Below are 18,471 nucleotides of genomic sequence, written 5' to 3' on the forward strand. Positions count from 1 at the left end.
TAAATTTGACAACTTCCCAAAAAATAAAATAAGTAGTAAAATTTAAAAATCTGGCTTGTGCTTAATCCGAAAATAATTTCCTAATTTGCACGCTACGAGCCATATACAAAACCGTTGGCATTAATGCGGAGCCATCGCAAAACCGCATAATTTATATTCTAAGAAGCAAATTATCAAACAAGATAAAAAAAGTAAATCGCAAAACTTTGAGAAACTAAAAAAGAGAATTTAAAGGTAAATAACAACACAAACTGTTCTTCTCTTTGCCAAAAGAAAAATCAGGTTTCCAAAACAAAAAAGGAACTAAAAAGCAAAAGAATTTAGCTAGTTTGCGCAAACTGAAACCAATCGCGATCGTAAAATTAGAGATTCTAAGAAAATTCAGAATAAAATTAGAATATGATTTTTAGCTTGTTAATGAAATCGTTGTAGAGATTTTGCCAATAATTGTAATTCCAGTTTAGTAAGAAAAAAATGATCAAGTATTACGGGAAAAAAGCCTAAATTTTCGGACTAAACAAATAGAAATTCTAAGAAAATTATAATTAAAAAAGAAAATAAAAGCACTAAAGCCAACACCGTATAAAAATCATTGCTTAAATTAGTGCTTAAATTATGGTTGTTGCGTTTTTGCTAGCTGCTGATTTTCCGTTGGAAAATCCTCGCACACAAACCCGCAACAATTCTTATACAAAAACGTTAGCACACATTTAAAAAAATCTCGAAATGATTAAAACTTACTTCACAACAATTCTACTTTTTGCTTCGGCTCTTTGTTTTGGACAAAATTACATTCAGGTAAATCAAACAGCTTACCAACAAAACAATTTTCAAATCAATAATTACGGACTGAATAATGTCGCAAATGCAATGATTGATTTTACAAACGCTTGGGAAGATGAAAAACGTAAGACAAGAGCGATAAGTAGAACGAAAGCCCAACTTGAAATAGTAAGAAATCAATACAATGACAGAACTGATTTTCCTCAAATTGTGGATGGGTGGCATTTGGTTAAAATAACTGATAATTTCAATTACTGCTCTGATGCAAAAGCTTTTGTAAGTGACGGCAGAATTGAAGAAATAGTAATTAATAACTATTACGGACATTCTGTAGATTTCAACACAATGACACCAATAAAAGATGCAAAAGCTGTGATAAATTGGCAATTACCGAATCGTGGAACGGACACGGCAGAAGTTTACTTTGTTTATGATTTAAACGGACCAAACTTAACGAATGAACCTCAAAAACCCGGATTTATAACATTTTGGTCTGACCATCGTAAAGCTAAAACAATTGAAGTCTGGATTGATCGAGTCAAGGTTGGTCAATTGAGCAAAGAAATTGAAAATGCGGAATGTTTTGCAGATGGCGGATTGAGTTTACAATTTAAACCAGGTGTTTATGAATTCAAAGCGGCCGCACACGGCTCAATGGATTGGCGCGGAACTTTTGAAATCAAAGAAGATCAATGCTATACTTATTTAATGAATAGAAATAATACTAACTGATAAAAAACGTGTGCTAACAACGTATATAGCTCATAGCTGGGCAGTTGCTTAATCGAAGTTCAGGCATATTTGCGAAGTCCGCCAAATTTTTTAATTTGGCTTATTAAAAAGAAAAGATAATAAGAAAATTAAAAAATTCGGCTCTTGCTCATCCGAATAATTATCTCTAATTTATACGCTACGAGCCATATACAAAACCGTTGTGCAACATTTATCAAAAAAAAAACTAACATTAGAAAAAAAATAAACTGAATGAAAAAAATTTTAATTGCAATGATTTTGTGCGGAATGACATTAACCGCTAATTCTCAAACTGCAAGTGTAGAAAAGTCTACTTATGGAATTCAAACTGGATTTTTAGGAATTTGGGGGCACAACGAATCGAAACTAACGAATACAATAGCATTGCGAACGGAAATCGGATTTGACAGCGGTATTTGGGGTGGAGATTTCTATGATGGAACTGGATTTTTAATGACGCCTGTAATTACTCTCGAACCAAGATTTTATTACAATTTGAATAAAAGAATAAAGAAGTCACATAGAATTGATGGAAATAGTGGAAATTTTATTTCAATTAAAACAAGTTATCACCCCGACTGGTTTGTAATATCAAATACTGATAATGTAAGTGTAATTAGTGATATCTCAATTATTCCAACTTGGGGAATTAAAAGAAATGTTGGAAAACATTTTACCTACGAAACCGGAATTGGAATTGGTTACAGATATATCTTTGCGAAACAAGCAGGCTTTTTAGAAAATGAAAGCGAAGCAGCTCTAAATTTACATTTGAGAATTGGATATAGATTTTAGACTGAATAAAAAACGTTGCACAACAACGTATAACAGCAATTGCTACGGATTTATCCTACGGACAAATCCTTGCCTGCTCAATATTTCAGTATTTTACTTATCTTAGCTTTAAACCACGCAACTGACGGTTATACAAACTCGTTGCCCACAAGCTAAAATATGAATATAGAACAAATCGATCAGGAAATTTCTAAGCAATTAGAATTATTAAAAGAGAAAGTAAAAGTTACAGACTTAAAAGAAATATGTGAGTTTAAATTAACTGAGGCGGAATCCAAAATACCTTGGGAAAATTTGAAGTTTAAAGGTATTTATTTACTTGAAATCAAGAACTCTAATAGGTTTGATACTTTCGAATTATGGATTAATGATTTTAAAAATGAGTGGGAAGGTGAAAACTACAAATATAAATTCACGCCCAACACAAAAAAAATTAGAATAAAAGCGCATAAAGAACTAAAAGAATGGATTCCATTATATATTGGAAAATCAAAAAATATTGACAAAAGAATTCACGGACATATTTACAAAGAACTTCACAAAACAACTTTTGCCTTAAAATTAATGGCAAGGAAAAATTTAATAGATCATACTTTTAGATTAAAGGTTTTGGAAATTAATGTTCATAATTATGATTCAATTGTACCTAAAGTTGAATGGCAACTGCGCAATAGAATAAATCCAATTATTGGGAAACAGTAATAACAAATGGGGATTTTCTTGACAATAATTGCAATATTAATTGCTGGGATAGGACTGTATTTTCAAATAAAAGCTTATCTCAAAAAAAATAGAATTTCTAAATTCCAAGGACGTATAGGTAAAGATGAAAACGATGGATTAAAAACCAGTAAATTATTTGATTTTGTATAAAAAAATGAAGGTAAAATAATTTTTTTGGATATTCATTTTGATAATGATGATAAGTATGAAATAGACAAAGAAGGAATTTTCCGTTTTTCATACTTTTATGATTGTAAAGAAAAACTCAATGGAGGTTATGAATACTTAATCAAAGTCAATGATAGTGATGATTTTTTCTACGATAATAGATGGAGTTCAAGAAGATTGAAAGGATATTTTAAAGTAATTGGTTTTTCAGGACCTCAAATGGGTTGGTTTTCGACTATTATGAAGCCAGTAAATATTGAATCAGTTTAAGTAAATAGTTTAATAAAAAGCCAGTGGGCAACACCGTATATAACAAATAGCTACATCTTTTCCTAACCGAAGATTTTGGTATATTTGGTAAACCGCCAAATCTTTTGATTTGGCTTTTTGAAAATAAAGGTAAAATCAAAATACAAAAGTTTTGGCTTGTTGCGAGACTGAAAATTAACTCATAAATTTACGCTACTTGTCATATACAAACACGTTAGCCACCATTATGAAAAAAATTCTGCCATCATTAATATTTTGTGTTTTTGTTTTAATTTCGTGCAATAAATATAGGTTAAGCGATACATCTTGGTTAGTTACAAAATCATATCCAATTCCAGCAGACAACGAAAATTCTATATTAGACGGCACAATTTTCCATTTCAAAAATAATTCAGTTGTTATCAGCGACATTTATCTAAATGAAAGTGAAGATTTTAAATTTAAAATTTCAAAAAATCAAATCACAATTGATAATAGTACCAATCTTAAAATTGTTAAAGAATATAGTGATAGCATCATAGTTGATTATAAAAATGAAGCAAGAATTAAACTCATAAAATTACAAGGCCAAAGTGCAGAACTAATTGACTTGAGAACTAACAATTGGAAACTGATGTTTGACAACTCAAAATACTATGAGTTTAACTCTAAGTTGATTTTGACCGATTCAACATTTTTTAAGGAGCCAAATTCCAAGATGGCTTTGAAGAAAAATTTAAATAAAGATAGATTCGACAGGTTAGTAGAGAAATGGAACTTCAAAAATATTAATGGAAGCTACGTTTTTGCAATTACTAATGGTCAAGCTTTTGATAGTTTCTTTAAAGTTAGTGGCACACCACAAGATTCAATTTTAAATGTAGAATGTTTAAATTGTAACGATATAATTAAGGCTAAATTGATTAAAGAAAAGAATCTTACGGAAATAGAAAGAAATAAGATTTTATCAAAATTATCAGATTCTAAATGGAAAGTTAGCCAAATAATAGATTTAGACACTATATCTGTCTCTAACATAACAGATTCTGGTTTTATTCCTTATAATTCATTAATTGAAAAACAACTGACCTTTGAATTTTTAAATGATAAATCATACTTAATTCAAGGAAAAAAAAGCACCAAAATTTCTGGAAATTGGCGCTTATCATCAAGTGGTAATGAGATAATATTAAGTGATGGTAAATCAGTAAGTGATTATATTGACATTCTATCAATAGAAAATGATTTTATAGAAATCGGTAATCTAAATTGGTTCAGTCTGAATGATAGCTATCAAGAATTAGAAATATATTATAAATTAAGATTGAGAAATAATGGTGGCTAACAACGCATATAAGCAATGCGGGAGTTTGTGCTTAATTAAAAGTTCGGGTATATTTGGGAGACCGCCGAATTTTTACAAATTCGACTTATTGCCAAAAAAATTAATAATCGAAATTTGTAAAAATCAGCTCGTGCTCGACCGAAAGGCTATCGCCTTTCTTCCTCCGCACTGCTCATATGCAAACACGTTGGCTACAATTAAAAAAAATGAAGAAAAACGAAAAAAACTTACTTATTTGGCTTCTTATTTTGGCAATAGTTTTTATTGTTTTAATCAAATTTGTATTAGCGGATATAACCGAAATATTAGATAAAGGAAGTGAGTTTGGAGAGATTATATATAATTTAAGTTTAGCTTATATTTCGAGTTATATATTTTATCAAATTGTAGTAGCAATTCCTCAAAAAAGAAATGAAAAAAACATTCACGAAAGCACAAGTTTTATATCATACGGAATTATTCATAGTGGAAGTAGAATAGTTAAACCAAAAAATCACAGGAAGCCTATTTGGATATTACTGATTCAGCAAATGAAATTAGTGAGTCTGAATTTAAAAACATTTGTAAATCAATTGGTTTATATGATACATTTGACTTCAAATGGACTAAAAGCGAAATCAGTCAAATCACTTACTTGGAGCATTTTAAAAAAACAAGAAAGAAAATAATAGGGAACAAATCTGAATTATTTACTTTTATGCCTCATTTAGAAACTGAACATATTAAGTTAATTAATGAAATTGTTCAAAGTCCATTTATATCTATGGGACATCACTATTTAGAAAATGAAAAAATATTAGATAAGAAAGAAAAATTGGATTTTATGTTTCCAATGCTTTTTGACTTTTACACTAAAATCAGAAAATTAAATAAGTATATGAACGGAATAAAACTGTAGCCAACACCGTATATAATCCATTGCTAGTGCTGGCTTACTTACGAAAATCCTCGCGGATTTTCTATCTGTTTTTTATTTGCTAACTTTCGTGCTTACACACGCAACGTATCATATACAAACACGTTAGCACCAATTTGAAAAAACCGAAATCCATACTTGAAAGATTAGCCTTAAAATGGCGAAAAGATGAATTAGACTATTATTTAGATATAGCTAAATCAAAAGATTTTTACGAATTTGAATTACCTACTTCGACTCGAACCGCTTGGCAAGTCGAAAATCATTATGTTCCAAATGCCAAAGGACCTAAAAGCAAAATTTACAAAAACGAGAAAGGACAGTTTGTGGTTGAAATGGATGAATCGGTTGAACCGACTATTTCACGTTTACAAAGACTTTTCTCTGACTTTAATCTACCGCCAAAAAATACTGATGTTGGAAATGTAATCTTATATAAGTCAGCCAAAATTACTGATTTTATTAGTGGTGACAGTTTATCCGCAAATGGATGGATTTTAAGTGGAAAAGTTAAAAAAATACTCGCTGATTTTAATATTGGAAAACATAGGTTTTATCCAATAATAGTTGAGCATAAAGACAAAAAATATTCGGACTATTTTTATTTACAATTTTCTAATGATGCAACTAAATACGTTGACTACAAAAAATCGACATTTTATAAAAACAAAAAATTAGTTGATTTACCTGAAACAAGAGAAGATATTGAAATCAATTCTCAAAAGGAAATTGATGACAAGACGAAAGAGTTAAGAAAAATAGATAAGTGGTGTAGTATAAAACCAAAAACTATTGCTTTAACGAATAAATTTCCTGCATTTGATTTATTTGAATTTCATCATTTGAATACAATTTCGAAATTTATATCGGATAGATTAAAGGTAAGATTGGAAAGTGAAAACATAACTGGTTATATTGCTAAAGAAACATCAAAAGTTAAAATATAAAAACTGGTGCTAACACCGTGTATAATTAATTGCTTTGGCAAGTGCCTATTTGGAAAATTCCTTCGGAATTTTCTCGGGTTCGTTTTTGTTTACTAAATTAGTTGCTTAACCACGCAACTAACCATACACAAACACGTTGTGTGCAATTTGGCTACGTTACCAAGATTTGGTATATTTGAGTAAAATTATAGTCAAAATGGGAAAAAACACATCAATATCACTCGGAAATCATTTTGAGGATTTTATCAGAGAAGAAGTAAATTCAGGTAGATATGGTTCTGTAAGCGAAGTTATTCGTTCTGCATTACGTTTACTGGAACGCGAAGAAAAAAAAGAAAGAGAATTAATTAAAGCTCTCGAAATCGGAGAAAATAGTGGTTTTATTGAAAATTTTGACCCAAAACAAAACCTGACTGAATTACATCGCAAGCACTTATGAGTAAAAACCAATACCGAATAAGTAAACAAGCGATTGATGATTTAAATGACATTTGGGTTTATACTTTTCACAAATGGTCTAAAGAACAAGCCGACAGATATTACGACTTAATAATCGGAGAGATTGAATTTATAGCGGATAACTATCTGATTGGAAAATCGGCTGAACAAACTCGAAAAAACTATCGAGTAACGAAAATCAAATCACATCTGATTTTTTACAGAAAGGTCGAAAATGAAATTGTTGAAATCGTTAGAATTTTACATCAGAGAATTGATATTAAAAAACGACTGAAATAAAAAAACTGCACACAACAAAGTATATAATTTATTGCTAGTTCTAGCCTACTTACGAAAATCCTCGCGGATTTTCTATTCGGTTTTTATTTGCTAACTTTAGTGCTTAAACCACGCAACAAACCATATACAAACACGTTGTAGCCAATATAAGAAACGCCTATGGGAACTTGGGGAACAGGAATTTCTTCAAACGATATTTACGAAGATATTAATTATGAATTCTTTGAATTATATAATCAAGGAATGGAAGTTTCTGCGATTACTGAAAAGTTAATTCAGGAAAATAAAGAACTGATTGATTCTCACGAAGACCAAAATAATTTTTGGATAACTATCGCAAAATCTCAATGGGAATGTAAATCACTTGACCCAAAAGTTCTTAATCGGATTAAAGATATTGTCGAGTCTGGAAAAGATATTGAATTGTGGAAAGAACTTGACGCTTCACAATCTGACTTGACTAAAAGGCAAAAGGTTTTAGATAGCTTTTTAAAGAAAATATCAAACGAAAAAAAGACATCTCGAAAACGAAAAGTAAAAAAATCACGAAATGCGATTTTCGAAAAAGGAGATTGTTTAATTTTTAAATTAAGTGATGGAGATTATTGTGGAGCTTTCGTGTTGGAATCGGAAAAAGAAACGGAATTCGGACTGAATTTAATTGCTGTAACTGACATTAAACAATCGGAAAAACCAACTGAAAAGGACTTTGAGAATGCAAAACTATTATTTAGACTTGAACAGCAAATAAACAAAGAGTTTAAACCAAAGGAACAGATTAGTTGGTATTATGCTCAACATTTCAAAAAATCGGAAACGGAATTTGAAAAAATTGGGCAATTAAAAGTTAATAAAGATTATCATTCAAATAAAGACCATCAGAGTTTTTCGAATTGGGACAATCTGAAATTATTTCAAGACGAATTCTATTCTGACTTTGAAAATAATAAGTGTAAAAACAAAATTAAATTGAGTAGCTTAAGGAAAAAATACTGGCTACAACAACGTATATAATCCATTGCTAGTACTAGCCTACTTACGAAAATCCTCGCGGATTTTCTATTCGGTTTTTATTTGCTAAATTACGTGCTAAACTACGCAACGTATCATATACAAAACCGTTGCCCACAATATGAAAAAAACGTTATCAATAATAATAATCGTACTGACGATTGGGATTGCCAAAGCTGAAAGTATATTTACAGCTCAATATCCTGATAAGATTATTTACAATGGAAAAGAGTTCGATTTAAACTCAAATCCATTAGAACCATATTTCGAGAAAAATCCTGAAAATCGACCAGAAATGGTATCGACAGCACTTTGGCGTGGATATGTTGGTCATTTTGAGATAATCGAAAACGAATTATATCTAACTGATATGAAAAGACCAGTTGGTTATAGAGATGACGATGGAAATTTTCAAGAAAAATGGGTTTCAATCTACAGAATGTATTTTCCAAGACAGGAAAAAGTAAAAATCGATTGGTTTACTGGAATTCTGATTTTACCACACGGAAAAATGGTGCAATATGTTCATCAAGGTTACGCATCAACGTATAGTAAATACTGGCTTCTCGAAATTGAAAACGGGAAATTTAATGAGGCTCGAAAATATAATAATAAAGAATTTGTAAAGTTTAAAAAACGTCAATTTGAGGTGTTTGAAAAAACAGAAGAATATAAAAAACTGTATGCGGAATTAAAAGAAAACGATGAATACAACGATGATGAATTTATTAAATCTTTTATTTCCGATTTTGTAATAAACTATACGACAAAATTTCTGACTGAATAAAATACTGTGGGCAACACCGTGTATAATTAATGGCTTGGTTCTCGCCTACTTACGAAAATCCTTGCGGATTTTCTATTCAGTTTTTATTTGCTAAATTAGGTGCTTAAACACGCCACTAATCATACACAAAACCGTTGGCAACAAGCTAAAAAAAAATAAAATTATGAAATATTCAATTTATCTACTTTTAATTATTCTTCTTTCATCTTGTTCAGCAAATAAAAATATTGGACAAAATTCACAAACTATTTCTGGTCAAGGATATTACAAGCCAGACCCACCTTTGACCAAATCACTTTTTGATGATAAAAGTGCAACAATTACAGAAGAGAATATTAAGAAAATACTTGACGGAAATTATTCTTTATCAAAAGATTTAAGAGTTTCACTTGTAAAACTCGAAAGTACACAAAGCTTAAGAAATTATTATTGGAATGATGAAGAGTATTTAAAATCTGAACAACAATATTTAGACCTTTTTATCTCGAATTTTGGAAAATCGAATAGAGTAAAGAATGTATCTAAAATTCCAGATTTACTAATTTCAAACAATCCGACTTTTACTAATATAAGAGAAGCTGCGGTTAGAACACAATCTGATATTGTTGTCATATATTCAATCAATAGCGACTTATATTCAAAATATAAATTATTTTCTAAATCGGATTTTAAGGCTTTTGCAACTACTCAACTAATTATTTTAGATGTAAGAACTGGTTTAATTCCATTCTCTACAATCGTAACAAGAGAGTTTCAATCCAAAAGACAAGATAATGAGTTGAACGACAATGAAGCGTCAAACAGAATCAAGAATAAAGCTGTATTGCTAACCATAGAGGAAATTACTAATCGAATAAATAGTTTTCTTGAAGATGAATAAAAGCCAGTTGCCAACAACGTATATATCTCATAGCTAGGTAGTTGATTAATCGGAGGTTCAGGCAAATTTACGAAGTCCGCCAAATTTTTTAATTTGGCTTATTGAAAAGAAAAGGTAATAAGAAAATTAAAAAATTCGGCTCGTGCTTAACCGAATAGTTATCGCTAATTTGCACGCTACGAGCCATATACAAAACCGTTATGTGCAAGCGGAAAGAAACATCGTGCAATAAATGAAGTACAGTAAAAACGACATATTAAAAATGTTGATTTCTCAATATCAATTTGCGATTGAATTTGACCCAGTTGTAATTAAAGGAATGGACTTTAATTATGAAAGTTCAATCTTTGATTGGCGAGATGCTTGCGATTTAATTGAACCTAAAAAGTTGGCGAAAGTTTATCATCAATCTTTTAATCTAAAACGACCAATTTCCGAATTAGAAGATATTTTGATTGACGAAAATAATAGAACTGTTTCCGATTTTTGTGAATACATTTCGGAACACGCAGAAAGACAAAAAATTGAACCAATTCGACTATTAGGACAAAACTGTCAAACAGCTTCAATATTTAAAACTTTAAAGCAAAATTTGAGCAATAATGGAGCTGATACTAATAATATAAAACCGAGTTGCGAAATCAATCCATTTTTTATGAAATATGGTGGTTTATTGGTTGACGAAGTGAACAAAATTGCGCCAGGAACAATATCGGAATTTGACTACAAATCAAATTGGATTTCGAGAATTGGACGGATTATTATGTGGACTGGAATATTGCTTATGATTTTAATTTGGTGGATTTCGAGTTTCCATTGGTCGTTGCTTTTACCTATCGCAATTGGAATTGTGATATTCCAAATTGGAGACAAACAGAAACCTGAAAAATTAAATGCCAGCGGATTTAAAAACTTCCGAGAATTGATTTATGGTATGGAAAAAAGATTGAAAAACGCCAGCACATAACAACGTATATAACTCATAGCTAATCAGTTGCTTATACGAAGTTAAAGCATATTTGGAAAGTCGCCAAATTTCTAAATTTGACGATTTCCAATTAAAAAGATAAATAGTAAAATTTAAAAATCTGGCTTTTGCTTAATTCGAATAAATATCGCTAATTTGCAAGCTACGAGCCATATACAAACTCGTTGGCAACAAGCTGAAAAAAAACCCGTAACACTAACGAAATCCGTCTTTAAAAGAAATAATAATGAACAAAATATTACTAACAATATTAGGAATTTTATTAATAATATCCTGTAAACAAAAACCAAATACAGCAAAAGAAATTGCAGACAATCAACCAATAAAGGACAGTCTAACATTAGGAATCAAAAACTTAAATAAAGACTATTTCAACGGATTAGGAGTTGCAATAGTTGATTCCACAGGAATTTTATACGAAAAAGGAATTGGATTTGCTGATATAAAATCAAAAAAACCTTATACTATAAATACTATTCAACCAATAGCTTCTGTTTCCAAAACATTTATTGGAATCTCATTAATGAAAGCACAAGAAAAAGGACTTTTAAATTTAGATGACCCAATAAATAAATATCTTCCCTTTGAAGTCCAAAACCCTAATTTTCCAAACGAACCAATTACAATTAGACAATTGGCTACTCATACTTCAACAATAATTGATACTGAAAATTATATGAGTAAGTCGTATGTTCTGAAAGACAAAATAGATAGCACAATTACCAAGAATGAAAATATACCTCAAAGTTTCAATCCAAGTGATACCAAAATTCCTTTATCCGAATTTTTAAAAAACTATTTATCCAAGGACGGTAAATGGTATAACAAAAGTGCTTTTTCAAAAAACAAACCTGGACAATTATATGAATACACAAATGTTGGAGCCACATTAGCTGCATACATTATTGAAATTGCTTTAAACCAATCCTATTCAGATTTTACGACCGAATACATTCTAAAACCATTAGAAATGAAAAATTCGGGCTGGAATTATAATGATGTTATTTTTGACAACGTTTCAACGCTTTATTCCGATACCAAAACAGAAGTTCCTTATTATTCTTTAATTACTTATCCTGATGGTGGCTTTTTAACTACAATTAATGATTTAAGCAAATACCTTAATGAATTAATAAAAGGATATTCTGGAAGTGGAAAAATACTTTCAAAAAACAGTTATAATGAGTTATTTAAACCGCAATTAAAAGAAGAGAATTTCGCGGAAAGAAACACTAATAATCCTTATAATGATGAATATAATTTAGGAATATTTATGGGTATTTCTGCTATGAATAATTTTGGACACACAGGAGGCGACCCTGGAGTTTCATCAATAATGTTTTTCAATCCAAAGGAAAGAACAGGCAGGGTTTTATTGATAAATACAAATATCAACAACCAAGAAGAAGTTAATGCTTATTATGGAATATTTAATAAATTAGAAGAGTATTCAAAAAAACTAACCGAGTAAAAAGCCAGTTGCCAACAACGTATATAGCTCATAGCTAATTAGTTGCTTAAACAAAGTTAAGGCATATTTATGAAGTCGCCAAATTTTTAAATTTGGCTTATTGGAAAGAAAAGGTAATAAGAAAATTAAAAAATTCGGCTCGTGCTTAACCGAATAGTTATCGCTAATTTGCACGCTACGAGCCATATACAAGACCGTTGTGGTGCATTTAAGAGAAACATTGTGAGTTTAAAAGAAAAGTTAGAGAAAATAGATTCTGAAATTGAAAACGGCTTGAAATTTAAAGCGTCTGACAGATTGCGGAATTTAATTCAGGAAAATCCAAACGAAACTCAATTGTGGAATAAACTGGCTGAATTATACTATGAAAGCGGATTTTTGGACTCTGCTGGAAAATATTGGATTCTGACTGAACCAACTGAAGACCGAATCAAAAAAAGTGTTGAGATTTATGTAAAATCAGTAAATTATTCTGGATATCAAATTTTGCAAGAAATTGTATTTCGTGGAGATAAATCCAAACTTTCGGAATTTGCTCAAAACAAATTGACAGAATTAGAAGCCGATAGTAAAAAGAAAGCTGATTATGTTCCGAAATTTAGCCCAAAAAAAATAAACGGAAAAACAAAAATTCTGAATACAAAAGAACTTTTAAAGATAAACTTGGAGAATGGACATTATTTGGAATTGTTGCTTCAATCGTAATTCTGATTATAATCGGATTTGTAACTGTAATTAAATGGATATTCTAAAAATAAAAAACGACACCACAACAACGTGTATAGCTCATTGCGGCTGAATTCCTAATCGGAATTCATTGCAATTTGCTATCTTTCGGTTACGGCGGAAAATCATAGCTGATTTTCCGCAACGAGCCATACACAAAACCGTTACAAGCAAGTAAAAAAACATCCTACAAAAAAAATAGATGGAAGAAACTTCAAAATCCGAAAGAGAAGAAATTCTAAATAATGCAATTAATGAATCTGAATTATCAGACTTAAAGCAACACGCAGATAAAATGATTAGAGGTTTTGAAAACTTCAATTCATTTTCCTCGAATAGAGCAGTTTGGGAACTAGTGCAAAACGCTTGTGATTTATCGGAAAATTGTGAAATTATTATTGATTACCGAAATAATGGCTTTTCCTTTACACATAATGGTTCACCGTTTAACACGAAATCTTTTATCTCATTAATAAAACAAGTGAGTGGAAAGTATGGAGATGAATCAGAACTTCCTGAGGTAGGAAAATATGGAACAGGTTTTTTAACAACTCATACTTTTGGACGAAAATTTGAAATTAACTCTGTTTTAAAAGCAAAAGAAACATATTTTGAGATTAAGAATTTCTTAATAGACAGAAGTCCTAGAGAATGGAAAGAACTTAGCCAAAATATTAAAAATCAAAAAGAAAAAGTTTATAACATAATAAGAGATGGTGTTATTTTACCAAATCACACCAATAAAACAACTTTTATTTTTAAACCAGAAAGTTCCCAAGAACAAAAATACATTGAAGAATCAAGCAAAGATTTAGAAGACTATATCCCGATAGTTTTAACAATCAATGATAGGCTTAACAAAGTTGAAATAGTAAAAGATAATAAACAGACTTTTTTTGAAAGAACATCAAAAACAAAAGTTCCTAACCATCAAGGAGTCAATCTTTTTAAAACAACAATTAAATTAAACGGGAACAATAAAATTGTCTATTCAATTATTGATGAAACCGACCAAATTGAAATTATTTTACCAATAAATGAAGATTTAGAACTATATACGTTTCCAGAACGAATAGCTCGTTTATTTTTATATTATCCTTTAATTGGTTCAGAGGATTTTGGTCTAAACTTTATTATAAACTGCAAACAATTCTTACCTACCGAACCACGAGATGGTATTCATTTGAAGAGTAATAAGGACCAAGTTCAAGAACAAGAGCAAGAAAATACTAGACTAATTGAAAAGGCATCCAAATTAATCTTTGATTTTCTAAAAAGTAATATTCTAAAGGTCTCAAATCCTTTATTATATGCTAAAATAAATTTTAAAAGAGATTCTGAGAATACGCTCTTAAACGAGTATTTTGAAGGTTTACAATCTTTATGGACAGCAGAATTTAAAGCATTACCAATTGTTGAAACATTAACTGGTTTTAAACCAGTTAATGAAGTTTGTTTTTTTGAACAAGAAATTTTAGATAATGGAAATTGTTTTGATGAAATTTACGAGATAACTTCAAAATTTAAGGACAATTTACCTATTAGGTCATCAGTTCAAATGTGGAGTGAGTATGCGAACGAATGGACAAACGAAAGTTTAATGTTTGTAGGACATAAAAATATTGTTGAATATATCTCAGAACAAGAATTATCTATTTTTAATAAACCAACACTAATAAATTATTACAAACATTTAATTAGTATCGAGAAAACAAAATATTTTTCAGAACTGACTTTACTTCCAAATTTAGATGGTCAATTTCGTTTTCTAGCACCTTTAATTACGCCTAAAGACTTAAATGAAACATTAATCAATATTGGTAAAAAATTAATCCCTAATTCAATTGAAAAGTTAATTCATCCGGATTTCCATTTTGACTTTCATTTTGAACCATTTAATAGAAAAAGTTTCTCAAATAGCGTAAAGACAATTTTAGATGAATTGCAAACCAATTCAAAAATTTGTTTTCCTGAATCAGCGGAATTAGATGATTATAATGAAATAGATACCTCAATTGAAAAAATTGATTTTTCTTTTTTCAAGAACCTAATTAAATATTGTAAACTAAGTAACAACATTAATTCACAGAGTAAACCTATTAATCTTACTAAAATTATTAGCAATTATTATAAGCTAGATGACAACCTCATAGAATTAAATAACCTTAGCAATTTAGAAGATAATCTTGATATTAGGTCAGCACGTAAAATATTAGCTCAAGCGTTTTGCAATTTATTACAATTTCATAATACGGTTTGGGTTGAAAAAAACATCCAATTTTTACTAGATATTGCAAATTGTAACGAAGATAGTTTAAAGGAAGTCTTTTCAAATTCAAAAATATTTCCAAATCAAATAAATCAGTTAAAATCCATCAATGAATTAAAACGTGATTTAGAAATTTTGACAGAAATTAAAGATTTATACAACAAAGTAAATGATGAAGAGATTAGAGAAGATTTAGTTTATAAAGAATTCAATAGTTTCATAGCAGAAGATAGATTTATCACAACTAAATACCTTACAACACAAATTGAAGAAACCTTTTTCAATACAGACATAAGAGATATTAACGAACACCCTTTCAAAGAAGAAATACTTAGTATAATTTCAAAATTAGGTAAGAAAGAATATGCCGAATTGTTCCCAAGACTAGATGACAAGAAAGCTAATTTAATGCTAGAAATAGTTACAAATGAAAATACAAAAGATGATATTTTTTCAATAGTAACTCTAAAAGAATCTCAATTAAAAAGTCTTGGGAAATTAGTGCAAGAATCCAACTTTGAAGATATACTTAATGTCGCTAATACATTAATCCAACAACAAATTGAAAATAAATCAGACTTTCGACATAAATATGAAATAGGAACAAATATAGAAAGACTTATTCGAGAAAAATTATCATTTGAATTACAAGAAAGAGTCACTTTCGAGAATAGCAAAGAAATAGAAACATCAGATATTCAAGGCGGACAAGATATTGTCATTATTATTGATGGTAAACCAATATATTTTATCGAAGTTAAATCAAGATGGAATTCTGTTAGTTCGGTATCAATGAGTAAACTTCAACTTCAAAGAGCAGTTGAGGAAAACGAAAACTACGCACTCTGCTCCGTGGATATAACTCGATATTCAGGTACAAATGATAAATACCACTTACCTATTGAAGAAGTATTGCCACTTACAAAGTTTGTAACCAACATAGGAAATACAATTAAACCTCTAATTGCGGAAAATTTAAGTGCGGAAAAAAATCAAACGGATTCAATTCATTTGATAGATTATAGAGGAATAATACCACAAGAAATAATAAAAAAAGGAACTGACTTTTCTGAATTTGTTAATACTTTAATTGTAATAATTAATAAAAATACTAAAGAGGTTAAACTAAACGGAATAGAAAATACCAGCTTGTAACAATGTATATAAAAAATAGGCAAAAAAGTAATAAATTCAAGGCTTTTAGCTCGTATCAAACTTTGTGCTTAAACGAAAGTTTTGTGCTTCGAAATCGCCTACTTTTCATATACTAACCGTTGGCATTAATTAAAAACAAAAAATAAATGGGAAAAAAATTAACTGTGTTTATGATTGACGGAACAGCTTATGGTCCAAGGTTAAGCGAAATTGGAAATTGGGTTGGAAAAGCAATTTATAGCCCAAGAGCTTCCATAAACAAAATTATGAACAGAAGTGAATTTGACAATCCAGGAATATATTGTTTAAAAGGAGACCCAACCGATGATGCATATGATGAAAAAATATACATTGGGGAAGCTGAAAATATAAAAGCAAGATTAAAACAACATTTAAGCGATCCAAATAAGGATTTTAAAGAACTAATATTTTTTGTCAGTAAAGATGAGCTTTTAACAAAAACCCAAATTCGATATTTAGAATCTCGATTAGTTCAATTAGCAATAGAAGCTAAAACAGCCCAAATTGACAATGGAAACTCCCCAAGTTTACCAACTCTTCACGAAGCTGATATTTCTGATATGGAGTATTTTTTGGAACAAATAAAACTAATTTTACCAGTAATGGGTTTTAAATTTTTAATTTCTTCAACTGCGAAACAAGAAAAAATTGAAAATAGAGAAACAGACAATTTTGTTCACGAAACATATTTTATAAGAACGAATTCCTTTAAAGCTTCTATGAAAGAAACCGATCAAGGTTATATTATTTTAAAAGGTAGTGAAGCAAAGAAGAAATTATCAAATTCTTGCACAGAAACTTATAGAAACCTTAGAAGGAAATTATTGGAAACAAACATTTTAGTAGAATTCGATGATAAGTTAATTTTTGCAGAAGACGCTGTTTTCAATAGTCCAAGTGCAGCTTCAAATATGGTTTTAGGTCGTAATTCGAATGGATTTACAGAATGGATAAGTGAAAAAGGGAAATCATTTAGAGAAGTACAAGAAATAATAAATAACTAATGCCAACACCGTATATAGCTCATAGCTTAGCAATTGCTTATTCCAAAGTTTTGGCGTGTTTGGAAAGTCGCCAAATTTTAAATTTGACAACTTTCCAATAAAAAATAAGTAGTAAAATTTAAAATTTGGCTTGTTCTCAAACCGAAAAATAATCGCTAATTTAGACGCTACGAGCCATATACAAAACAGTTGCCAGTTATGGTAAAAAACAACATCCCTCCTATTATCTTTAGGGCTTTGAACAAGTTATTTCCTTTTATTATCTAACCGATTTTAAAATTGTAGTGAAAAATAATTATCTGTGAAAAGTAAAAAACATTGCGGATTAATTAATTTGGATTTTTAAGACAAATTGTGCAAAACGATATAAATCAAATTTCAGATGGAACACAAATCATATCGCAAATTAAAAAAGGCAAACGCAGCTTTTAAAATGATCATTAAGCTTTAAAAGTCAGTTAGTTTAAAAAAAAACGACAAATTAAACGCAAAAAGCAGAACGTTAATAGCTGGGCGGGCTGCAAAGAGTTTTGCAAACACTTTTTGCTAATAAACGGTAAAAGCAAAATAAAAAAAGTTTAGCTTTTTCATTTTTGCGTTATTTTAAAAGCAGAAACGGATATTTACTCGGGTTCTTAAAAACTGGGCGATATAACCACAACAGGCAACAAAGAACTGAGGTAAAAACCAACTCTTTTCTACATTAAATTTGAGACATACATTACCTGTGTCAAAATCTTTG

18 protein-coding genes are annotated in these 18,471 nt (G+C 29.8%); all 18 read left to right on the forward strand.

All coding sequences use genetic code 11. From position 1 onward, the window contains the following. Window positions 1-726 precede the first annotated feature (726 nt). The 18 genes from RLT85_RS14415 to RLT85_RS14500 all read left to right on the forward strand — a co-directional run bounded on the left by RLT85_RS14415 (window position 727) and on the right by RLT85_RS14500 (window position 17,729). Window positions 727-1,515, forward strand: coding sequence for a hypothetical protein (locus RLT85_RS14415; RefSeq protein ID WP_311402751.1), 789 nt, complete (start codon window positions 727-729; stop codon window positions 1,513-1,515). 252 nt (window positions 1,516-1,767) lie between these two features. Next, entirely contained in the window at window positions 1,768-2,331 is a 564-nt protein-coding gene (locus RLT85_RS14420) for a hypothetical protein (RefSeq protein WP_311402752.1), read from the forward strand. 159 nt (window positions 2,332-2,490) lie between these two features. After that, window positions 2,491-3,033, forward strand: a complete 543-nt coding sequence (locus RLT85_RS14425; RefSeq protein WP_311402753.1) for a hypothetical protein — start codon at window positions 2,491-2,493, stop codon at window positions 3,031-3,033. Between the two features lie 195 nt (window positions 3,034-3,228). After that, window positions 3,229-3,492, forward strand: a complete 264-nt coding sequence (locus tag RLT85_RS14430) for a hypothetical protein (protein WP_311402754.1) — start codon at window positions 3,229-3,231, stop codon at window positions 3,490-3,492. A gap of 226 nt (window positions 3,493-3,718) precedes the next feature. Continuing rightward, window positions 3,719-4,816 (forward strand): hypothetical protein, encoded by a 1,098-nt coding sequence (locus RLT85_RS14435; RefSeq protein ID WP_311402755.1) that lies wholly within the window; start codon window positions 3,719-3,721, stop codon window positions 4,814-4,816. 206 nt (window positions 4,817-5,022) lie between these two features. Then, the gene (locus RLT85_RS14440; RefSeq protein WP_311402756.1) at window positions 5,023-5,484 is read left to right on the forward strand and encodes a hypothetical protein; all 462 of its coding nucleotides are present in this window, start codon (window positions 5,023-5,025) and stop codon (window positions 5,482-5,484) included. Then, entirely contained in the window at window positions 5,451-5,714 is a 264-nt protein-coding gene (locus RLT85_RS14445; RefSeq protein ID WP_311402757.1) for a hypothetical protein, read from the forward strand. The genes RLT85_RS14440 and RLT85_RS14445 overlap by 34 nt, the downstream gene beginning before the upstream one ends. A 134-nt stretch (window positions 5,715-5,848) precedes the next feature. Then, on the forward strand, window positions 5,849-6,679 hold the full coding sequence (locus tag RLT85_RS14450) for a hypothetical protein (RefSeq protein WP_311402758.1): 831 nt from the start codon (window positions 5,849-5,851) through the stop codon (window positions 6,677-6,679). Window positions 6,680-6,875: 196 nt separating this feature from the next. Then, the gene (locus tag RLT85_RS14455; RefSeq protein ID WP_068452284.1) at window positions 6,876-7,118 is read left to right on the forward strand and encodes a type II toxin-antitoxin system ParD family antitoxin; all 243 of its coding nucleotides are present in this window, start codon (window positions 6,876-6,878) and stop codon (window positions 7,116-7,118) included. Next, window positions 7,115-7,417: a type II toxin-antitoxin system RelE/ParE family toxin gene (locus RLT85_RS14460; RefSeq protein WP_311402759.1), complete on the forward strand. Its 303-nt coding sequence runs from the start codon at window positions 7,115-7,117 to the stop codon at window positions 7,415-7,417. Before RLT85_RS14455 ends, RLT85_RS14460 begins: the two co-directional genes overlap by 4 nt. A 159-nt stretch (window positions 7,418-7,576) precedes the next feature. Beyond that, a complete protein-coding gene (locus tag RLT85_RS14465) occupies window positions 7,577-8,431 on the forward strand; it encodes a hypothetical protein (RefSeq protein ID WP_311402760.1) in 855 nt (284 codons plus the stop codon). A gap of 118 nt (window positions 8,432-8,549) precedes the next feature. Further along, a complete protein-coding gene (locus RLT85_RS14470; protein ID WP_311402761.1) occupies window positions 8,550-9,215 on the forward strand; it encodes a hypothetical protein in 666 nt (221 codons plus the stop codon). A gap of 163 nt (window positions 9,216-9,378) precedes the next feature. Next, entirely contained in the window at window positions 9,379-10,095 is a 717-nt protein-coding gene (locus RLT85_RS14475; protein ID WP_311402762.1) for a hypothetical protein, read from the forward strand. A gap of 232 nt (window positions 10,096-10,327) precedes the next feature. Continuing rightward, the gene (locus RLT85_RS14480) at window positions 10,328-11,062 is read left to right on the forward strand and encodes a hypothetical protein (RefSeq protein WP_311402763.1); all 735 of its coding nucleotides are present in this window, start codon (window positions 10,328-10,330) and stop codon (window positions 11,060-11,062) included. Between the two features lie 247 nt (window positions 11,063-11,309). Beyond that, complete coding sequence (locus tag RLT85_RS14485) at window positions 11,310-12,554, forward strand: serine hydrolase domain-containing protein (protein WP_311402764.1); 1,245 nt, start codon at window positions 11,310-11,312, stop codon at window positions 12,552-12,554. Window positions 12,555-12,776: 222 nt separating this feature from the next. Further along, window positions 12,777-13,259: a DUF6584 family protein gene (locus RLT85_RS14490; RefSeq protein ID WP_311402765.1), complete on the forward strand. Its 483-nt coding sequence runs from the start codon at window positions 12,777-12,779 to the stop codon at window positions 13,257-13,259. A gap of 223 nt (window positions 13,260-13,482) precedes the next feature. Next, window positions 13,483-16,704, forward strand: a complete 3,222-nt coding sequence (locus RLT85_RS14495; RefSeq protein WP_311402766.1) for a sacsin N-terminal ATP-binding-like domain-containing protein — start codon at window positions 13,483-13,485, stop codon at window positions 16,702-16,704. A gap of 146 nt (window positions 16,705-16,850) precedes the next feature. Beyond that, the gene (locus tag RLT85_RS14500) at window positions 16,851-17,729 is read left to right on the forward strand and encodes a GIY-YIG nuclease family protein (RefSeq protein WP_311402767.1); all 879 of its coding nucleotides are present in this window, start codon (window positions 16,851-16,853) and stop codon (window positions 17,727-17,729) included. The last annotated feature ends 742 nt before the right edge of the window (window positions 17,730-18,471 follow it).

The organism is Mesonia ostreae, assembly GCF_031845265.1.
GTDB lineage: Bacteria > Bacteroidota > Bacteroidia > Flavobacteriales > Flavobacteriaceae > Mesonia > Mesonia ostreae.

Bases quoted from the DNA above. Each gene is read 5' to 3' on its own strand.
- RLT85_RS14455 (WP_068452284.1), top strand. From the start codon at position 6,876: ATGGGAAAAAACACATCAATATCACTCGGAAATCATTTTGAGGATTTT.
- RLT85_RS14470 (WP_311402761.1), top strand. From the start codon at position 8,550: ATGAAAAAAACGTTATCAATAATAATAATCGTACTGACGATTGGGATT.
- RLT85_RS14475 (WP_311402762.1), top strand. From the start codon at position 9,379: ATGAAATATTCAATTTATCTACTTTTAATTATTCTTCTTTCATCTTGT.
- RLT85_RS14500 (WP_311402767.1), top strand. From the start codon at position 16,851: ATGGGAAAAAAATTAACTGTGTTTATGATTGACGGAACAGCTTATGGT.
- RLT85_RS14425 (WP_311402753.1), top strand. From the start codon at position 2,491: ATGAATATAGAACAAATCGATCAGGAAATTTCTAAGCAATTAGAATTA.
- RLT85_RS14420 (WP_311402752.1), top strand. From the start codon at position 1,768: ATGAAAAAAATTTTAATTGCAATGATTTTGTGCGGAATGACATTAACC.
- RLT85_RS14415 (WP_311402751.1), top strand. From the start codon at position 727: ATGATTAAAACTTACTTCACAACAATTCTACTTTTTGCTTCGGCTCTT.
- RLT85_RS14435 (WP_311402755.1), top strand. From the start codon at position 3,719: ATGAAAAAAATTCTGCCATCATTAATATTTTGTGTTTTTGTTTTAATT.
- RLT85_RS14440 (WP_311402756.1), top strand. From the start codon at position 5,023: ATGAAGAAAAACGAAAAAAACTTACTTATTTGGCTTCTTATTTTGGCA.
- RLT85_RS14460 (WP_311402759.1), top strand. From the start codon at position 7,115: ATGAGTAAAAACCAATACCGAATAAGTAAACAAGCGATTGATGATTTA.
- RLT85_RS14485 (WP_311402764.1), top strand. From the start codon at position 11,310: ATGAACAAAATATTACTAACAATATTAGGAATTTTATTAATAATATCC.
- RLT85_RS14495 (WP_311402766.1), top strand. From the start codon at position 13,483: ATGGAAGAAACTTCAAAATCCGAAAGAGAAGAAATTCTAAATAATGCA.
- RLT85_RS14465 (WP_311402760.1), top strand. From the start codon at position 7,577: ATGGGAACTTGGGGAACAGGAATTTCTTCAAACGATATTTACGAAGAT.
- RLT85_RS14480 (WP_311402763.1), top strand. From the start codon at position 10,328: ATGAAGTACAGTAAAAACGACATATTAAAAATGTTGATTTCTCAATAT.